Source organism: Geodermatophilus sp. SYSU D01186 (assembly GCF_054050215.1).
Window position 1 is genome coordinate 15,138 of record NZ_JBJGYW010000046.1, and the last position, 17,421, is coordinate 32,558.

General features: G+C 77.6%; 13 protein-coding genes. 2 read left to right on the top strand and 11 right to left on the bottom strand.

Annotated features, from left to right (window positions below; all coding sequences use genetic code 11):
* Positions 1 to 2: 2 nt before the first annotated feature.
* On the bottom strand, positions 3 to 2,405 hold the full coding sequence (locus ACI784_RS23150; protein WP_457015080.1) for a xanthine dehydrogenase family protein molybdopterin-binding subunit: 2,403 nt from the start codon (positions 2,403 to 2,405) through the stop codon (positions 3 to 5).
* A 313-nt stretch (positions 2,406 to 2,718) separates the two neighbouring features.
* Here ACI784_RS23150 and ACI784_RS23155 point away from each other — a divergent pair, with 313 nt between their 5' ends.
* The gene (locus tag ACI784_RS23155) at positions 2,719 to 3,228 is read left to right on the top strand and encodes a phosphohydrolase (protein WP_456925509.1); all 510 of its coding nucleotides are present in this window, start codon (positions 2,719 to 2,721) and stop codon (positions 3,226 to 3,228) included.
* Positions 3,229 to 3,249: 21 nt separating this feature from the next.
* On the opposite strand, the gene ACI784_RS23160 is transcribed toward ACI784_RS23155, so the two are convergent.
* Positions 3,250 to 5,955, bottom strand: a complete 2,706-nt coding sequence (locus ACI784_RS23160) for a PEP/pyruvate-binding domain-containing protein (RefSeq protein WP_457015081.1) — start codon at positions 5,953 to 5,955, stop codon at positions 3,250 to 3,252.
* Positions 5,956 to 6,084: 129 nt separating this feature from the next.
* Between ACI784_RS23160 and ACI784_RS23165 the strand changes: the two genes are divergently transcribed.
* Complete coding sequence (locus tag ACI784_RS23165) at positions 6,085 to 7,341, top strand: cytochrome P450 family protein (RefSeq protein ID WP_457015082.1); 1,257 nt, start codon at positions 6,085 to 6,087, stop codon at positions 7,339 to 7,341.
* Positions 7,342 to 7,355: 14 nt separating this feature from the next.
* On the opposite strand, the gene ACI784_RS23170 is transcribed toward ACI784_RS23165, so the two are convergent.
* The 9 genes from ACI784_RS23170 to ACI784_RS23210 form a co-directional block, all read right to left on the bottom strand.
* On the bottom strand, positions 7,356 to 8,330 hold the full coding sequence (locus ACI784_RS23170; protein ID WP_456925506.1) for a patatin-like phospholipase family protein: 975 nt from the start codon (positions 8,328 to 8,330) through the stop codon (positions 7,356 to 7,358).
* A gap of 70 nt (positions 8,331 to 8,400) precedes the next feature.
* The gene (locus ACI784_RS23175; RefSeq protein WP_457015083.1) at positions 8,401 to 9,645 is read right to left on the bottom strand and encodes a vanadium-dependent haloperoxidase; all 1,245 of its coding nucleotides are present in this window, start codon (positions 9,643 to 9,645) and stop codon (positions 8,401 to 8,403) included.
* A 129-nt stretch (positions 9,646 to 9,774) separates the two neighbouring features.
* Positions 9,775 to 11,007, bottom strand: a complete 1,233-nt coding sequence (locus tag ACI784_RS23180) for a beta-ketoacyl-[acyl-carrier-protein] synthase family protein (RefSeq protein WP_457015084.1) — start codon at positions 11,005 to 11,007, stop codon at positions 9,775 to 9,777.
* Positions 11,004 to 11,879, bottom strand: a complete 876-nt coding sequence (locus tag ACI784_RS23185; protein ID WP_457015085.1) for a class I SAM-dependent methyltransferase — start codon at positions 11,877 to 11,879, stop codon at positions 11,004 to 11,006. Before ACI784_RS23185 ends, ACI784_RS23180 begins: the two co-directional genes overlap by 4 nt.
* On the bottom strand, positions 11,872 to 13,314 hold the full coding sequence (locus tag ACI784_RS23190) for a molybdopterin-dependent oxidoreductase (RefSeq protein WP_457015086.1): 1,443 nt from the start codon (positions 13,312 to 13,314) through the stop codon (positions 11,872 to 11,874). The genes ACI784_RS23185 and ACI784_RS23190 overlap by 8 nt, the downstream gene beginning before the upstream one ends.
* A gap of 8 nt (positions 13,315 to 13,322) precedes the next feature.
* On the bottom strand, positions 13,323 to 13,760 hold the full coding sequence (locus tag ACI784_RS23195) for a type II toxin-antitoxin system RatA family toxin (RefSeq protein ID WP_457015087.1): 438 nt from the start codon (positions 13,758 to 13,760) through the stop codon (positions 13,323 to 13,325).
* 19 nt (positions 13,761 to 13,779) lie between these two features.
* Complete coding sequence (locus ACI784_RS23200) at positions 13,780 to 14,790, bottom strand: SDR family oxidoreductase (RefSeq protein WP_456925500.1); 1,011 nt, start codon at positions 14,788 to 14,790, stop codon at positions 13,780 to 13,782.
* A complete protein-coding gene (locus ACI784_RS23205) occupies positions 14,787 to 16,028 on the bottom strand; it encodes an acyl-CoA dehydrogenase family protein (protein ID WP_456925499.1) in 1,242 nt (413 codons plus the stop codon). Before ACI784_RS23205 ends, ACI784_RS23200 begins: the two co-directional genes overlap by 4 nt.
* Before the next feature lie 23 nt (positions 16,029 to 16,051).
* Positions 16,052 to 17,272 carry a class-III pyridoxal-phosphate-dependent aminotransferase gene (locus ACI784_RS23210; RefSeq protein ID WP_456925498.1) on the bottom strand — a complete coding sequence of 407 codons (1,221 nt, stop codon included), beginning with the start codon at positions 17,270 to 17,272 and terminating at the stop codon, positions 16,052 to 16,054.
* Positions 17,273 to 17,421: the final 149 nt, after the last annotated feature.

The following is a 17,421-nucleotide window of genomic DNA, read 5'->3' on the forward strand; positions in this document are numbered from 1 at the left end:
GGTCACCGTCCAGCCTCGTCGGGACCGCCGCCCGGCCCGCCGGGCGGCCGGTCGGACGGCGGGGTGGCGGCCGCGCGGGCGGTTCCGCTGCCCGCGCCGTCGTGCATCGCCGTCCACACCCGGAACGGCGTCAACGGCATGTCGATGTGCCGGACGCCGAGGTGCGACAGCGCGTCGACGACGGCGTTGACGACCGCCTGGGGTGCCGCCGTCGCGCCGGACTCACCGAGCCCCTTGGCGCCGAGGGGGTTGAAGCTCGTGCGCACCACCATGTGGTGGCTCTCGATGGCCGGCACGTCGGGAGCGCCGGGCACCTGGTAGTCGACCAGCGTGGCGGTGACCGGCTGGCCGTCCGCGTCGTAGACGACCTCCTCCAGCAGCGCCTGGGCGATCCCCTGGGCCAGGCCGCCCTCGACCTGGCCGCGGGCGGTCAGCGGGTTGATCACGGTGCCGCAGTCGTCGACGGCGACGTAGCGGAGGACCTGGACGCGGCCGGTGTCGCGGTCGACCTCCACCACGCAGGCATGGGCGCCGCTGGGGTAGCTGAGGTTGGTCGGCTCGTAGTAGTCCATGAACTGGAGGCCGACCTCCATGTCCTCGGGGCACTTGTGCGGCTTGTAGGCGGTGAGCGCGACCTCGGCGAGCGGGACCTCGGTGCCCGGGGTCCCCCGCACGGAGAAGGTCTCACCGTCCTGCTCGATGTCGCCCTCGTCGGCCTCGAGCAGGTGGGCGGCGATCTGCAGCAGCTTGTGCCGGACCTTGCCGGCCGAGCGCTGCACGGCCGGCCCGCAGACCGGGATGGCGCGGCTGCCCATCGTGCCGATGCCCTCCTGCACGGTGTGCGTGTCGCCGTGCCGCACGGTGATGCGCTCCACCGGTACCCCGCCGAGGGCGTCGGAGGCGATCTGGGCGAAGGCGGTCTCGTGCCCCTGGCCGTGCGGGCTGGTGCCGACCGACACCACCACCGAGCCGTCGGGGTTCATCCGCACGGTCGAGGACTCCCAGCCGCCGACGTAACCGAACTGCTCGAGCAGCGGCGTGGGCCCGAAGCCGCCCATCTCGACGAAGCTGGAGAAGCCGATGCCCAGCAGCGGCCGGCCCGGGTCGGCCCGGCGCTCCTCGGCCTCCCGCCGGAGCTGCGCGACGTCGAGGTGCCGGAGCAGGGTGTCGAGCAGCCCGGGGTAGTCGCTCTCGTCGTAGACGATCCCCGGCCACTGCGTCGCGTAGGGCATCTCGCCGGGCTGGATGAAGTTGACGCGGCGCACGTCGATCGGGTCGCGGCCGAGCTCGTCGGCGACCACGTCCATGACCCGCTCGATCAGGAAGGCGGCCTCCGGCCGGCCGGCCCCGCGGTACGCCGCGACCGGCGTCGTGTGGGTCGCGACGCTGCGGAACGACGCGGCGATCGTGCCGATCCCGTAGCAGCCGCCGGACATGTAGGCGGTCAGGGTGGGCAGCGCGGCCCCGAGCGGGTCCGGCCAGGCCCCGCAGTCCTGGACGATCGCCACGCGCAGGGCCAGCACGCGGCCCTCGTCGTCGAAGCCGACGTCGACGTCCTGGACCTGGGCGCGGCCGTGCGTCATCGAGACGAGGTTCTCGCTGCGGGACTCGACGTACTGGACCGGGCGCCCCAGCCGCCGGGCGAGCTCGGCGGTGAGGATGAACTCGGGGTAGAAGCTCGCCTTGGCGCCGAAACCGCCGCCGACGTCGGGCGCCACGACCCGCGTGTCGTGCTGGGCGAGACCGAACATCGCGGCCAGCTCGTTGCGCAGCGGGTGCGGTGCCTGCACCGTCGCGTGGAGCGTGAGGGCGTGGGAGTCCCAGGTCGCCAGGCAGCCGCCGGGCTCGATCGGGACCGCGGCCAGCCGCTGGTTGCGGATGCGCAGGCTGGTGCGGTGCGGCGCCGCCGCCAGCTCCGCCTCGGCGTCGTCCTCGGTCATCTGCTGGGCGAGGACCACGTTGCTGCTCTGACCGGGCACGATCGGCGCCGCGCCCTCCGCCATGGCGGCCTCGACGGTGGTCAGCGCGGGCAGCGGCTCGTAGTCGACGACGACGGCGGCCGCGGCGTCGGCGGCCAGGTACCGGTCGGTGGCGACGACGACGGCGACCGGCTCGCCCACGAAGCGGACGGTGTCGGAGGCGAGGCACGGCCGCTCCATGCCGGGCAGGGACCGGGTGGGCGGCAGCCCGGCCAGGTCCGCCGCGGTCCAGACGCCGAGGACACCGTGCGACCCGGCAGCCGCCGCGGTGTCGATCGAGAGGACCCGGGCGTGCGCGTGGGGGCTGCGCACGAAGGCCATGTGCGCCGTGCCGGGCAGGCGGATGTCGTCCACGAAGCGGCCGCGCCCGGTGAGCAGCGCCGGGTCCTCCTTGCGGACGACCGCCGCCCCGACCATCGAGGCCATCAGCGGGTCACCTGCCCGCGGTCGACCGGCCGCCCGTGCCGGTCCGGGCGCCGCGGACCGGCCCCGCCCGCGCGTACCAGGGCCGCGACGCCGCCGGAGATCCTGGGGGTTGGGAGTCCCATGGCATCCACCTCGTACGAGCCGGACGACAGCGTTCAGCAGCTTCCTAGGACCCGGCGCCGCCCCGGGCAACGACCGGGCGCGCGGTGCGTCGTGGTGGTGACGCTCCGGCGCTCCCCGCCTCCGGTACGGGACGGTCCCCACCCGGATCGTCGCCGGACGTCCGGTGCCGGCAGCACCTAACCTCGGGGACGTGGCGTTCACCGTGGCCGACGCGCACCTGCTGGCGCTGGCGGCGCACGAGGGCCAGGTGGACGCCCGGGGCCGCGACCACTACCTGGCCCACCTGCGGCCGATCGCCGAGGCGCTGCGGCCGCACGGCCCCGAGGCGGAGATGGCCGGCCTGCTCCACGACATCGTCGAGGACACCCGCGACCACCCCGACCCGGACCGCCGCTACGACCTCGACCGGCTGCGCGCCCTCGGCGTCCCGGAGGTGGTGGTCGAGGCGGTGGACGCGGTCACCCGGCGCCCCGGGGAGCCCTACATCGCCGGCCTGATCCGCCGCAGCGCGGCCCACCCCCTCGGCCGGCTGGTGGAGCTGGCCGGCAATGCGCACGACCTCGCGGCCAGCGCCGAGCTGGCCCGGACCGACCCGGACAAGGCCCGCAGCCTGCGCGAGGGCCGCTACCGCCCGGCCCGCCGGATCCTGCTGGCCGCCGAGGCCGCCGACCGGGTGCACGGCCGCCGCGTCCTCGTCTGACCGGGGATCCCGGCCGGGGGCTCACCCGGCCGGCGCGACGCTGACCAGCCCGCGGGTACCGTCGACGGTGAGCCGCTGGCCGGTGGTGAACCGGCTGGTCGCCTCCGGCAGGCCGACGACCGCCGGGATGCCGTACTCGCGGGCGACCACCGCCCCGTGGGAGTTCGCCCCGCCCATCTCCATGACCAGCGCACCGGCGGTGAGGAACAGCGGGGTCCAGCCCGGGTCGGTGGACGGCGCGACGAGGACCTCGCCCGGCGCGAGGTGCGCCCCGACCGGGTCCAGGACGACGCGGGCGGCCGCGGTGACGGTCCCCGCCGACGCCGGGGTGCCCACCAGCGCGCCGTCCGCCGCCGGTGGCAGCCCGGTGCGCGCCTCCGGCTCGGTGCCGTCGCTGAGGAGCACCCGGGGCACGTGGCGGCGGCCCATCTCCCGGTCGAGGTCGGCGCGGCGGGCGGCGACGAGGTCGCGCACGTCCCGGCCGTCGAGGGCGGCCGCGACCTCGCCCACGTCGAGGAGGCACACGTCCTCCGCGCGCACGAGCCGACCCCCGGCGGCGAGGTCGGCGCCGATGCCCAGCAGCTCGCCGCGCGCCCGGGCCAGGACCAGCACGATGAGGGCCTTGGGCAGCTCCCGGATGCCGGCCAGCTGCCGCGCGCGGTCCAGGGCCAGGCCCACCGCCGCCCCCCGCAGCCGGCCGCGCCGCCGGGCCCGGCCGGTGAGCGTCGCCACCATGGCCTCGGCCTCCGCGGCGGCGCGGTCGAACACACGCCGCGGCGCCCGGTCGGGGTCGTCGAGCCGCAGGTAGTTGCCGAGGACGCCGAGCACGTGCGTGGGGTCCTCGGCCCAGCGGGGCACCCCGACGTCGATCTCGGCGACGGCGCGGTGGCCGTAGCGGTCGAGGAACCCCCGGAGCCCGGTCTGCAGGACCGGCGGCAGCGTCCCGGCCCGGGCGCGCGCCGCGAGCGCGGCGGCCGGCTCCCGGCGCACCGCCGCGGCGGCCTCCTCGTCGTCCCGGACCGCGGTCGCGAGGTCCCACAGCTCCAGGTCCATCTCGGTGGTCACGTTGTGCGGGAGCCCGCGGAGGACCGTCGCGAGGTCACCCGGTCGCGCGTCGGGCCCGAGCAGCCGGCCGGCCAGCCACAGCAGCGCGAAACCGGCCGCGGCCGGCGGCATCACCCGCGGCACCACCTGGACGACGGCGGAGCCGAGCAGCCCGACGACGGCGTCCAGCCGCTGTGCGGGCGGGGCGGACGCCGGCAGCACCGGACGCCCCCGCAGCCGCGCCTCCACGCGGTCCAGACGCCGGCGCGCCGCCGCCGGCCGGGCCACCGCCTGCACCACCTGCAGCGGGATGGCGTACCGCGCCGCCACCACCGCGAGCCGGCGCACCACCGGCGCCCACGAGGGGTACACCACCGACAGCCGCGGATCGTCGAACAGCCCGCGCAGCACCGCGGCCGAGCGGGCCTCCATCACGTCGAGCACGCGGGGGAAGACCGCCCGCCCGGCGGTGCTGCGCACGATCGCCGTGATGTCGAAGAACAGCCGCCCCGCGGCGTCCCGGACCCCGGGCGGCCCGGCCACCGGGTCGGCCGGCGGGGAGCCGTAGAGGCCGGCGACCGAGGACCCGATGACCCGGATCGCGGACAGCCCGATCGGCGTCAGCGGACGGGTGAGCCCCTGGGCGAGGCTGAAGCAGAACCAGACGCGCAGCCCGGGCCGCGCCGGGTCGCCGTCCGGGATCGGGAACAGGGTGGTGACCGGCCGGGCCTGGGTGAGCCACAGCGCGCCGGTGCCGTCGACGGCCCACTCGGTGTCCTGAGGCGTCCCGTAGTGCCGCTGGACGCGGTCGCCGAGCCGGACCAGGGCGCGCAGCTGGTCGTCGGTGAGGCTGGCGGTGTCGGACGCCGGCACCGGCAGCGTCTCGGTCCCGCCGCCCGGGCGGGCCCGCACGACCAGGCGCTTGTCCCCGAGGCGCCGCTCCAGGACGGCGCCGGTGCGGCTGTCGAGCACGAAGTGGTCGGGGTTGACGGCCCCGCTGACCACGGCCTCGCCCAGACCCGGGCTGGCGTCGACGACGGTCTCCCCGCGCCGTCCGGTGACCGGGTTGACGGTGAACAGCACGCCCGCCACCGCGGCGTCGACCATCCGCTGCACCACGACGGCGAGCCGGGTCGAGGCGGAGTCGACCCCGTTGCGGAGCCGGTAGACGACCGCCCGGTCGGTCCAGAGGGAGGCCCAGCAGCGGTGGACGGCGTCGAGGACCGCGTCGGCGCCCACGACCCCGAGGTAGGTGTCCTGCTGGCCGGCGAAGCTGGCGTCCGGGAGGTCCTCCGCGGTGGCCGAGGAGCGCACCGCGACCGGGGTGGCCTCCCCCAGCTCCCGGTAGGCCGCGGTGACCGCGGCCGCGACGTGCGCCGGCACGGGGGTGGCCAGGATCCGCTCGCGGGCCCGCCGGGCGAGGTCCGCCGACCGGTCCAGGTCGTCGGCCCCGGTGGCGGCGAGCTCGTCGAGGATCCCGGTGAGGTCGGCGGCCGCGACCACGTCGCGGTAGGCGTCGGTGGTCACGCAGAACCCGTCGGGCACCGGCAGCCCCGCGCCGATCAGCTCGCCGAGGTTGGCCGCCTTGCCGCCGACCCGCTCCACCGCCCCGGCGTCGACGTCCCGCAGCGCGACGACCACCGCCGGTGCCGGCTGACCGGTTCCCTGCGAGGTCGCGCTCACGGTCGTCTCCCGCCGTCGTCCCCGGCGAAGCAGCCCGGACGCTACTCCCGGTGCCGCGCTCCGCGGGCCGGCGACGACCCGGCCGCGCAGGGGGTTGTCCCGCCCGCGGCGCCCGAGGACTCTCGGGCGATGGACCCCCGCTCGTCCACGGCCACCACCCTCGACCCGGTGGTCGAGCTGGACGCGGCCTTCTTCGCCGACCCGTACGCCCTGTACGCCCGGCTGCGCGCGGAGCGTCCGGTGGCGCGGGCCCGGACCCCGGTGGGCCTGCCCGTGTGGCTGGTCACCCGGTACGACGACGTGCGGCAGGCCCTCACCGACCCCCGGCTGGCCAAGGACGCCGGCGGCTTCGCGCGGGTGCTGGGCGCCCAGCCGGTGCCGCCCGAGCGGCGCGCGGTGTTCACCGAGGAGCTCACCCGGCACATGCTCAGCAGCGACCCGCCGGACCACACCCGGCTGCGCAAGCTGGTGAGCCGGGCGTTCACGGTGCGGGCCATCGCGGCGATGCGCCCGCGGATCGAGGAGGTGGCCGCGGGGCTCGCCGACCGGATGGCCGCCGGCCCACCGGTGGTCGACCTGCTCGACGCCTTCGCCTTCCCGCTGCCGATGGCGGTCATCTGCGACCTGCTCGGCGTGCCCGACGCCGAGCGGACGAGCTTCCGCACGTGGTCGAACACGCTGTTGTCCTCCGACGGCGCAGCGGCCGACCGCTCGGCGGCCGCGGCCGCCATGGCGCGCTACCTCGGGGCGCTGGTCGCGGAGAAGCGGGCCCGGCCGGCCGACGACATGCTGTCGGCGATCGTCGCCGCGTCGGAGGACGCCGACCGGCTCTCGCCCGAGGAGACCGTGGCGATGGCGTTCCTGCTGCTGGTCGCCGGCCACGAGACGACGGTGAACCTCATCGGCAACGGGGTGCTCGCGCTGTTCCGCTCCCCCGACCGGCTCGCCGAGCTGCGCGCCGACCCCGACCTGACCCCGCGGGCGGTGGAGGAGTTCCTGCGCTACGACGGCCCGGTCGACCTGGCCACGTTCCGCCACACGACCGAGCCGGTCGACATCGCGGGCACGACCATCCCGGCCGGCGAGGTGGTGCTCCTCGCCCTGGCCTCGGCCGACCGCGACCCCGACCGCTTCCCGCGGCCCGACGAGCTGGACCCGCACCGCGAGACCGGCGGCCACCTGGCGTTCGGCTTCGGCCTGCACCACTGCCTCGGGGCCCCGCTGGCCCGGCTGGAGGGCGAGATCGCCTTCCGGACCCTGCTCGCCCGCTTCCCCGACCTGGCCCCCGCCTGCGACCCGGCCGAGCTGACCTGGCGCGCCAGCATCCTCATGCGCGGCGTGACCCGGTTGCCGGTGCGGCTGCGGGCGCCCGGCGCCGGGACCTGACCGCACGGCCGGCGCTACCCCGCCTCGGCCGCCTTGCGGACGAGGGCGGCCACCGCCGGGGTGGCCGCGCGGGAACCGGCCGCGAGGAACGACTGCTGGACGACCTCGTTCAGGCGGGAGCGGGACATCATGTCGTTGCCCATCACCTCCTGCTCCGCCGCGCCCGGCGTGAACACCAGCGTCTGGACGCCGGTCGCCTCCAGGGCGCCGACCTCGCGCCGCAGCAGCCGCGCCGAGTGCCGGCGGGAGGCGGCGTAGACGTCCGGCCGCAGCCCGGCCGGGCCGCTCATGGGCGAGATGACGACGACCAGGTCCAGCCCCAGGCCGCGCAGGATCGCGGCGTTGGTCGGGGAGTGCACGCCGCCGTCGACGTAGGCGTGCCCGTCGATGGAGACCGGGGCGAAGTACCCGGGCACCGCGCAGGACGCGGCCACCGCCAGGTGCACGGGCGCCTCGGGTGCCCCCGGGCGGCCGAAGACGACGCGTCGCCCGTCGCGCCGGCGCACCGCGCAGATCCACAGCGGCCGCTGCGGCCACCCCGGCTGCTCGAGCTCCCGCAGCGCGGCGAGCTGCTCCACGACGTCGTGCCGTCCCGGCGCCACCAGGGACATGCCGGCGGCCAGCGGCCGGAAGTGCCACGGCCGGGTGAGCGCCCGCGCGACCATGTGCCGCCCGGGCACGCGCAGGGGGCGGCGCAGCAGGTGCAGCGGGTTGAACGGGGCCAGTTCGGGCACCGAGGTGCCGGCCATCTGGCGCAGCACGTCCTCGTCGCCGGACAGGGGGGCCTTCACCGTCCAGGCCGCGAGGTCCTCCGCCGAGACGCCGAGCCGCAGCAGCGTGCCGGTGATCGAGCCGGCCGACGTCCCGACGACGACGTCCGCGGTGCGCGCGTCGAAGCCGAAGTCGTGCTGGAGCACCGCCAGCACGCCGGAGTGGTAGGCCTGACCGACGACGCCCCCGGCGCCCAGCACCAGGCCGACCCGCGTCATGAGCCGAGTCTGCCCCGGCGGCCGGGTGCCGACACGCCGTCCCCGCGGGGCCGGGGCGACCGGCCGGCCGTCACCGCCCGCCCGCGCCGAACTCCTCGAGCACCGCCTCGGCGACCCCGCTGCCGATCTCCCGGGAGTCGTCCATCGCGTCCCGGAAGTGGATGCCGAGCCAGACCCGCGCGTCCATGACCTCGTCCACCCAGGTGTCGGCGTCGTCGTAGACGCGCGTCGTGCCGGTGACGGTGCTGTGGATCCGCAGGTCCACCTGCCCGCGGCCGAACAGCCCCTCGAGGGTCCCGGCGACCGCGGAGCTGATGCAGCCGTGGCCACTGGGGTTCTCCGGGTACGGCGGGGCCGGCACCAGCGAGGTCCACCCCGGGTCCGGTGCGGTGGCCGGGTTGCCGTCCCGGTCCGCCTCGTGGATCGCGGTGACCGGCCGCCAGAAGGCGGTGTCGTACTTGACCCGCCAGCAGGTGATCCCGGCGTCGGCCCCGGCGCTGTTGGCGGCGGCGAACACCCGCGCGGTGCCCTCGACGTCCATCGGCTGGCGGGCGAGCCGCTCGCGCAGGGCGTCCTGGTACTGCCGCACCGGGTTGTCGCTCCAGAACCGGGCGAGCTCGGTCTGCTCCGCGGTCCGGTCCGTGCTCGTCGCGGATCCCATCGACGCCGCCTCGGCGAGGTCCGCGGCGTACTCCTCGCTGTCCAGCGGGTCGGGGCCGTCCGAGGCGAACTGCTCGGCCGAGTCGACGACGAGCGGATCGGTGAAGGCCAGCCACGGCGCGAGGAACTCCCCGCTGCCGGTCGGGACCCACCGCCCCGGCTCCGGGTCCTCGGGCGTCGGGAGGGTGATCGGGGCGTCCCGCCCGTCGTCGGCGCGGGCCGCGACGAGGGCGGCCGCGGCCGCGGCGCCGACCGCCTGGCCGGTGCGCCGCGCCTCGCCGTCCGGGACGCCGCCGAGCCACGCGTCGTAGTCGGCGTCCAGCGCGGCCCGGGACGCCGGGAAGTACTCGGCGAGGACGTCGCGGGCCGCCGTCGCCGCGGCCACGTCGGAGGCGGCGTCGTGCTCCTCGGCGGCGACCACCGCGCCGTACACAGCCGTGGACACCAGGCCGAGGTGGAGCTGGGCCACCGGCGGCGGCTTCTGCCCCTCGACCCCGATGGTGCGCCAGGCGATGGCGTTCCAGCTCAGCACGACCCCGGGGTCGCCCGCAGGGGGGTCCGGCGGGGAGCCGGCGGCGACGGTCGGTGCCGTCGCGAGCACCAGCAGCGCGGCGGCCACCACGCCCTGCCGGGGAGCGGTGCGGTTCCTGGACACGGACGCCTCCTGTCCCCACACCCGGCCCGGCGTCTGCAGGCGGAACGGCCTGTCCGGGGCCGGTGCCGGTACCGGGAGCAGGGCCGAACGGTAGCCCCGTGCGGAGGGCCCGGACAGGGACCTCCGTCGTCAGGCCGCGCGGACGGCGAGGCTGACGTTGTGCCCGCCGAAGCCCAGCGAGTTCGACAGCGCCACCCCGCGTCCCAACCGGCGCGGGCGGTGCGTGACCACGTCGAGCGGCACCCCGTCGTCGAGGTGCTCGAGGGTCGGGTGGGCGGGCGCGATGCCCTCGCGGACCGCCAGCACCGTCGCCACGGCCTCCACCGCGCCCGCCGCCCCCATGAGGTGGCCGGTCATGGCCTTGGTGGCGCTGACCGCCACGCCGTCGGCGTGCGGTCCCAGGACGGCGCGGATCGCCGCGGCCTCGATCACGTCGCCCACGACGGTGGACGTCGCGTGCGGGTTGACGTGGACGACGTCGCCCGGGCCGGCCCCGGCGTCGGCCAGCGCCGCCCGCATGGCCCGGGCCGTGCCGGCACCGCTGGGGTCGGGCCGGACGAGGTGGTGGGCGTCCGCGGTGAGGCCGGCGCCGGCCAGCTCCGCGTGCGCTCCCGCGCCCCGGGCCGCGGCGTGCGCGGCGGACTCCAGGACCAGCACGCCGGCCCCCTCCCCGAGGACGAACCCGTCGCGCCCCCTGTCGAACGGCCGGGACGCCGAGCGCGGGTCGCCCTCCCTGCGGGACAGGGCCCGGGCGGCGGCGAACGCGGCCAGCGACACGCGGTGGATCGGGGCCTCGCTCCCGCCGCACACGACGACGTCGGCGCGTCCCGACCGGACCAGCTCCAGGCCCAGGGAGATGGCCTCGGCCCCGGATGCGCACGCCGACACCGGCGTCCGCACGCCGCCGCGGGCACCGAGCTCCAACCCGACGGTCGTCGCGGCCCCGTTCGGCATGAACATGGTCACCGCCAGCGGCGAGACCGCGGCCGGCCCCCGCTCGCGCAGCCGGTCGCACTGGTCGACCAGGGTGAGCAGGCCGCCGACACCGGAGCCGATCACCACGGCCAGCCGGTCCGGTTCCACCTCCGGCGCGCCGGCGTCCCGCCACGCCTCCCGGGCGGCGAGGAGCACCAGCTGCTGGACCCGGTCCAGCGTCCGCGCCTGCTGAGGGCGGAGCTGCTCCGCGACGTCCGTGGACACCGGTGCGGCGATGCGGACCGGCAGGTCCCCGGCCCAGCTCCCGGGGAGGGCCCGGGCCCCGGACCGACCCTGCAGCAGGCCGTCCCAGAGGGCGCCGACGTCCGGCCCGAGCGGGGTGACCGCGCCGAGGCCGGTGACGAGGACGGGGCTGTCGTGCTTCATGCGGCTGACCTCCGGGCGTGGACGAGCATGGGGACGAGGTCGCCCGCGGCGTAGGCGTCGCGGGCCACCGTGAGCGTGCGTTCGACGGCGTCGGTCCCGGCGTCGCCGAACAGCGACCGGGCGACGCCCCGGAACATGCGCAGGGCGCGCAGCCGCTCGCCGAGCAACTGGTGCGCCCAGTCGGTGAGGTCGCGCTCCTCGACGGGCGTCAGGCCCGCGGCGCGCAGGTGCCGGCGGCGCTCGGCCGCCGACGACAGGAAGAACACGCCGGAGGGGTGCAGCGCGCGGAAGTCCGTGCCGGCCGTCCGCCCGGGCGCGGCGATGCTGACCTCCTCGGTGAGGACCAGGACGCCCCCGGGGCGCAGCACCCGGGACGCCTCGGCCAGCACCCGGCCGGGCCGGGCGAAGTGCGGCATCGACCCGGTGACGACGACCGCGTCGACCGAGCCGTCGGCCAGGGGCAGCCGCTCCGCGCTCGCGCACACCGACCGGCAGTTCGTGGCGCCGAGGGACGCGGCGATGACGTCGGCCGCGGCGCAGTGCTCCGGGACCAGCTCGACGCCGAGCGCCGTCCCGACCCCGACCCCGCGCCGGCGCAACCGGTCGGCGACGTACCGCAGCGCCCCGCCCAGCCCGCTGCCGAGCTCGACGAGGACGCCCACGCCGTCGGGCAGGTCGCGGGCGACCCGGTCGACGACGAGGTCGCAGCCGGGCGGGCCGAAGTGCCCGAGCTGGTCCATGCCCGCCGGTACGGCCGGGTCCTCCCCCACGCGCCAGTCCTCGGCCACGTCCCGGGCGATGTCCCACGCGGCGAGGGTGGCGAACAGCCCGGCGTGGTAGCGCCGCTGGGCGTCGACGGCGCGGTCAGCCACGGCGACCGCCCGGGACGGCGCGGGCGACGAGGCGGAGGGTGTGCAGGCCGGCGGTGCCGGCCGGGAAGGGCGGGGCCGGCTCCCCGGTCTGCGGCGGGCCGGTCCGGGGCACCGCGCGCGCCCGCACGTCGTGCGGTCCGGGCGGCAGTTCCACCGAGGCGCGCCACCGCCGCCAGGACGTGCCGGACAGCTCGCGGGCGAGCTCCGCCGGGCGCCAGGGGCCGCCGTCCACCGACACCTCGACGCCGCGCAGGCCGTGCGGAGGCGCCCACGCGACCCCGCGGACGGCCACGGCGCCCGCGGGGCACGGGCCCGCCGCCGGCGCGTCGATCCGGGCCTGGGGACGGACCCGGACGGGGCCGGCCGGCCAGCCTCGGCGCACCCAGTAGTCCGCGGGCCGGTCCTCGACCAGGCGCAGCTCGGTCAGCCACTTCACCCCGGCGTACTGGCCGTACAGGCCGGGGACCAGCAGCCGCGCCGGGTGGCCGTGCTCCGGCCGCAGTGGCGCTCCGCCGAGGCCGAGCACCACGGAGCCGCCCAGCTCGTCGAGCACCTCCAGCGGCCAGGACATGTCCACGCCGTCGGCGGACCGGGACACCAGGGCGGTGGCACCGGGCAGCGGGCCGACGAGGTCGAGGACCCGGCGCAGCGGGACGCCGGTCCACCGCCCGTTGCCGACCCGCGGACCGCCCGGCGGGTTGTGGATGCAGACGAGCACCGCGTCGACGTCCTCGGTGCCGAGCGCCAGCAGGTCGGCCCGGCTCAGCTCCACCTCCCGCGCGACCGAACCGCCGATCCGCAGCCGCCACGCGTCGCCGTCGACCAGCGGCGTGCCGAGCGCGACGTCGGTGGCCAGGAACCGCTCCGGCGGCGTCGACAACGGGCTGCACTCCCCCCACGTCTCCGCGCCGTCGGTCGGGGCACCGGCGGCCAGCGGCAGCGGCGCGCGGCGGGCCCCGGCCGCGAACCGGCGGCGCCGCAGGACGCGGCGTCCGCAGCCGAGGGCCAGCGCGGCGCCGCCCAGGCCGGCCGCGGCACCCGGGTGCCGGGCCGACAGCGCCCGCAGCCCGACGACGCCCCCGAGCGCCGCCGCCCCGGCGCCGGCGACCGGCGCGCGCGCGGGACGCCGCGCGGTGGCCGCGGCGCCGAGCGCGGTGGCCAGCGCGACCGCCGTGCCCCTCGCCGCCGGAGCGCCGGCCGCGGCGACGCCGGCGAGGAGGACGCCGCCGGCCACGCCGGCCCGCGTGAGCGCCTTGTCCGCCGCCCCCACCGTCGTCACGACCCGGTCCACGACCGCCCGCGGGGCGGTGTCGACGACGACGCGGGCCACGGCGTCCAGCAGCGAGGGCCGGTCCACGAGGGCGGTGAGGAGCTCGGCGGCCCCGAGTCCGGCCAGGGCCGCGGCCGCGCCCCGGCCCGCCGCCCGCGGGTGCACCGTCGCCCCTACGCCGCGAGCCGGGCGTGCAGCTGGACGATCATCGAGCGGGCGTTGTCGTGCAGGGCCCGCGCGGCGACCGGGTTGAGCATCTCCTCGAGCAGCGGGACGCCGAGGTCGAACTGCACGTGCAGGCGGACGCGGCTGCCCCCGGCCCCCTCGGGGAGCACCTCCCAGTACCCCTCCAGGTGCGCGAGGTCGCCCTCCACCTGCTCGAAGGACATCCGCCGCGCCGGGGCGTCGATCGTCTCCCGCTCCACCCACTCCATGACCGAGCCCTTGAGCAGCACCGACCAGGCGGTGATCCGGACGTCGCCGTCCCGGGACAGCACCTCGATCCGGCGGACGTCGTCGAGGACGGGGGTGAAGGTCTCGAGGTCGAGGACCGCGGCCCACACCCGGTCGGGGTGCAGCGTGCTGGCGCTCTCGGTGGTCACGGTCGGCATGGGTGCTCCCTCGGTCGGTTCAGGTCCACGGGCGGGGTGTGCTGCTGGCGATGGCCGGGTGGGCGTCGGCCCAGTGCCGGACGCACCGCTCCAGGGCGGGGGTCACCGCGGGCACGGCCACGTCGGGCGGGAAGGCCCGCGCCGTCTCGAAGTAGTGCCGGAAGGCGCTCAGCCCGGCGAGCAGCGCGAGGTGCCGGGGCCGGAGGTGCTCGGCGGCCAGGGGGCGGTAGAAGCGCTCCCAGGTGTCCGGCGGGACGAACCGCAGCCGGCCGAGCGGCGGCAGGCCCCGCTCCCGCCGCCACGCGTCGAGCACGGCGTAGCTGGTGTCCATGACCTGCCGCAGCGTCAGCGCGTGCGCGCCCGCGGCCAGCGTCACCGGCGTCGTCCGCCGGGGCGGGTCCCCGAGGGCGCGGCGGACGACCTCGGCGGCGACGTCGTCGACCGGCGCCAGCTCCACCTGCGCCTCCGCGTGCCCCACGACGGCGGGGAGCAGACCGGTGAGGGCCGCCCGGATCAGCTGGTAGATCCCGGTGAAGCGGGCCACCCGGCCGTCGTCGCGGCGGCCGATGACCAGCGGCGGGCGGACGATCCAGCACGGCCCGAACAGCTCGTCCGCGGCCCGCTCGGCCGCCGCCTTCGACCACTCGTAGGTGTTGCGGTAGTCCGCCAGGTCGGCCGACGCCGCGTCCCCGGCCAGGCCGGTCGCGAAGGCGGTCGACACGTGCACCACGCGCGTCTCCGGGCCGACCACGGGGCGCAGCGCCTCGACGGTGCGGACGTTGGCCCGCCACGCCTGCGCGGGCTCGAGGTTCCACCGCACGTTGGCACCGCAGTGGACGACGACGTCCCACGGGGTGCCGGTCAGCGCCGCCGGCGGGGGCGCCACGTCCATGGCCCACGCCGCGACGCCCTGCTCCGGGCGCCCGCGGTAGCTGGTGGGGGTCACCTCGACGTCCGGGTGGGCACGGGCCAGCAGGCGGGCGACCTCGCTGCCCACCACCCCCGTCGCACCGGTCAGCAGCAGCCTCACGCGCCCGCCACCGCCCGGTGCAGCGCCGGCGCCGCCTCGTCCAGGGCCAGGTCGGCGGGCAGCCCGAGGCCGGTGCGGCCCAGGTACTGGCGGGCGGCCGCCGCGGTCGGCGGGTGGAACCGGGCCGCCTGCACGTCCCGCCACAGGCGCTCGAACGGGGTGCGCCGGCTGAACGACAGCCCGCCGATGCACTCGCCGAGCCGCCCCACCCCCGCCGTCACGGCGTCGGCGCACCGCTGCTTCAGGGCGACGGCGTGCGGGAGCAGCCCCTCGGGCGCGGCCCCGTCGGCCAGGCGGGCGGCGATGCCCAGGCATGCGGCCTGCACGGTGAGCACCTCGGTGAGGACGTCACCGACCACCTGGTGGGTCGACGGCAGGTCGGCGCGACGCGTGCCCAGGTGGTGGACCCGCGTCCGGCCGAGCAGCGCCCCGGCCTCGGTGAGCAGCCGGTCGAACGCGCCGAGGTAGGTGGCGGTGGTGGTCAGGCAGAACCAGATCACCCCGGCCGCGATCGCGTCGTCGTCGGCGTCCCCCGGCCGGCTGCGGTGGAACACCAGCTCGTCGGGGACCAGGCAGTCGGTGAAGGCGACGGTGTCCGAGCCCGAGCCGCGCATGCCGAGGGCGTCCCAGGAGCGGGTGACGCTGATCCCCGGGGCGTCCATCGGCAGCAGGGCGACCAGCAGCTCGCCGTCGGTCGTCTCCAGCTGGAAGCACACGAGGTCGGCCACGGTCGCCAGCGAGCACGGGGCCTTGAACCCGCTGAACCGGAGGCCCCCGGTCGCCGGGGAGGCGCGGAAGGAGGACCCGAGCACGTTGCCGCCCAGGTGCGGCTCGGCGAAGGCCGAGGCCACCAGCCGGTCCTGCGCGGCGACCGCCTCCAGGAGGAACCAGGAGACGTCGCGGCGGCGCTGCCAGTGCTCGACCATCATGCCGACCGAGAACAGGTGCATGTTGGTCGCGATGGCCAGCGCCGGATCGCGCCCGGCCAGCGCGGCCTGCACGGCGCAGCACTCGGCCAGCGTGGCGCCCCGCCCGGAGAACTCCCGCGGGACGGGGAGGCCGGGGTACCCGTCGGCCACCAGGGCCCGCAGCCCCGCCTCGTTGGGCGTGCCCGTCCGGTCGGCCCGCTCGGCGCCGGCCTCGACCTCGTCCAGGACGGCGGCCGGCAGCCACCGGTACGCCTCCGGCCAGTAGGCCGCCAGGACCCCGTCCGTCCGCGGGGGCGTCGTCGTCGGCACGGTCGTGCTCCTCTCGGTCGGGGTCAGGCGGGCAGGACGTCGTCGAGGACCGACAGCGCCGTGTCGACGTCCGCAGGCCGCGCGACCAGCGGCGGCAGCAGGCGCAGCGTGGTGGGGCGGCCCAGGCAGGGGCTGATCAGCAGCCCGCGCTCGAGGGCGTCGACCAGGGCGGCGCCGGCGACCGCGGGCGAGGACAGGTCCAGGCCCCACAGCAGGCCCCGGCCGCGGACCGTGGTGACCGCGCCGGGATGCCGCCGGGCGAGGTCGGCCAGGCCGTCGGACAGCCGGCGCTCGAGATCCGGGAGTCGCGGGGCGGCGGCCTCGATCGCGCGCAGGGTCGGCGGCACGGCCGCGCAGGACAGCGGGTGCCCGGAGAAGGTGGCCGTGTGCCGGGACGGGTCCTCGGCCAGCGGGCGGTGCAGGTCGTCGGTGCACACCAGCGCGGACAGCGGCACCACCCCGCCGCCGAGCGGCTTGCCGAGCAGGACGGCGTCGACCGGGATGCCGTCGGCGACGGCCACCGAGCGCTCGCCGCACCGGCGCAGCCCGCACTGGATCTCGTCGGCGACGACGAAGCCGCCGCCGGTCCGGACCGCGCCGGCCCAGCGGCGCAGGACCGGCACCGGCAGCGGGACCACGCCGTTCTCACCCTGCACGGGCTCGACGAGCAGCGCCGCGACGTCGCCGGCGGCCAGCGCGCGGTCGGCCGCGTCGGGGTCCGCGGGGTCCAGGTGCGTGACCGGTCCCAGCACCTGCTCCAGCCCGCCGCGGTACCGGGGGTGGTGGGTCGCGGCGAGCGAGCCGAGGGTCTTGCCGTGGTAGCCACCGGTCACGGCGAGCACCCGGGACCGGCCGGAGGCCAGCCGGGCCAGCTTCAGCGCGGCCTCGACGGCGTCGGTGCCGTTGCAGCCGAACCAGACCCGCGGCAGGCCGACGTACCCGGCCACCGCCGCGGCGGCCTCGGCGAGCACCGGGTTGCCGAGGGTGCGCGTGGCGGTCGGCATCCGGTCGAGCTGGGCGTGCACGGCCGCCACGACGTCGGGGTGCCGGTGGCCGAGCAGCGTGACCGCGTAGGAGCCGAAGTCCAACATCCGGCGGCCGTCGGACAGGGTGACGGAGCAGCCCTGCGCCTCGCTCTCCACCGCGCCGGAGCCGGCGATCCGGCCCAGCAGCGCCAGCGGCGGGGCGAGGTGGTCGCGCACCAGCCGGAACACGCGGTCCGCGGGAGCGGGGAGTGCGGTCACGCTGGTCCTCCGGACGGGGTGGGCGAGGGCCGACGGGGCAGGTGACGGGGCGGCCCCCCACCCCCCGCCCCACCACCGCGGGCCCCCCGGCCCCCCGGCGCCGCCCCCACCTAAAAACAAAAACGCGGACGCGCAGTTCAACGAGCAGC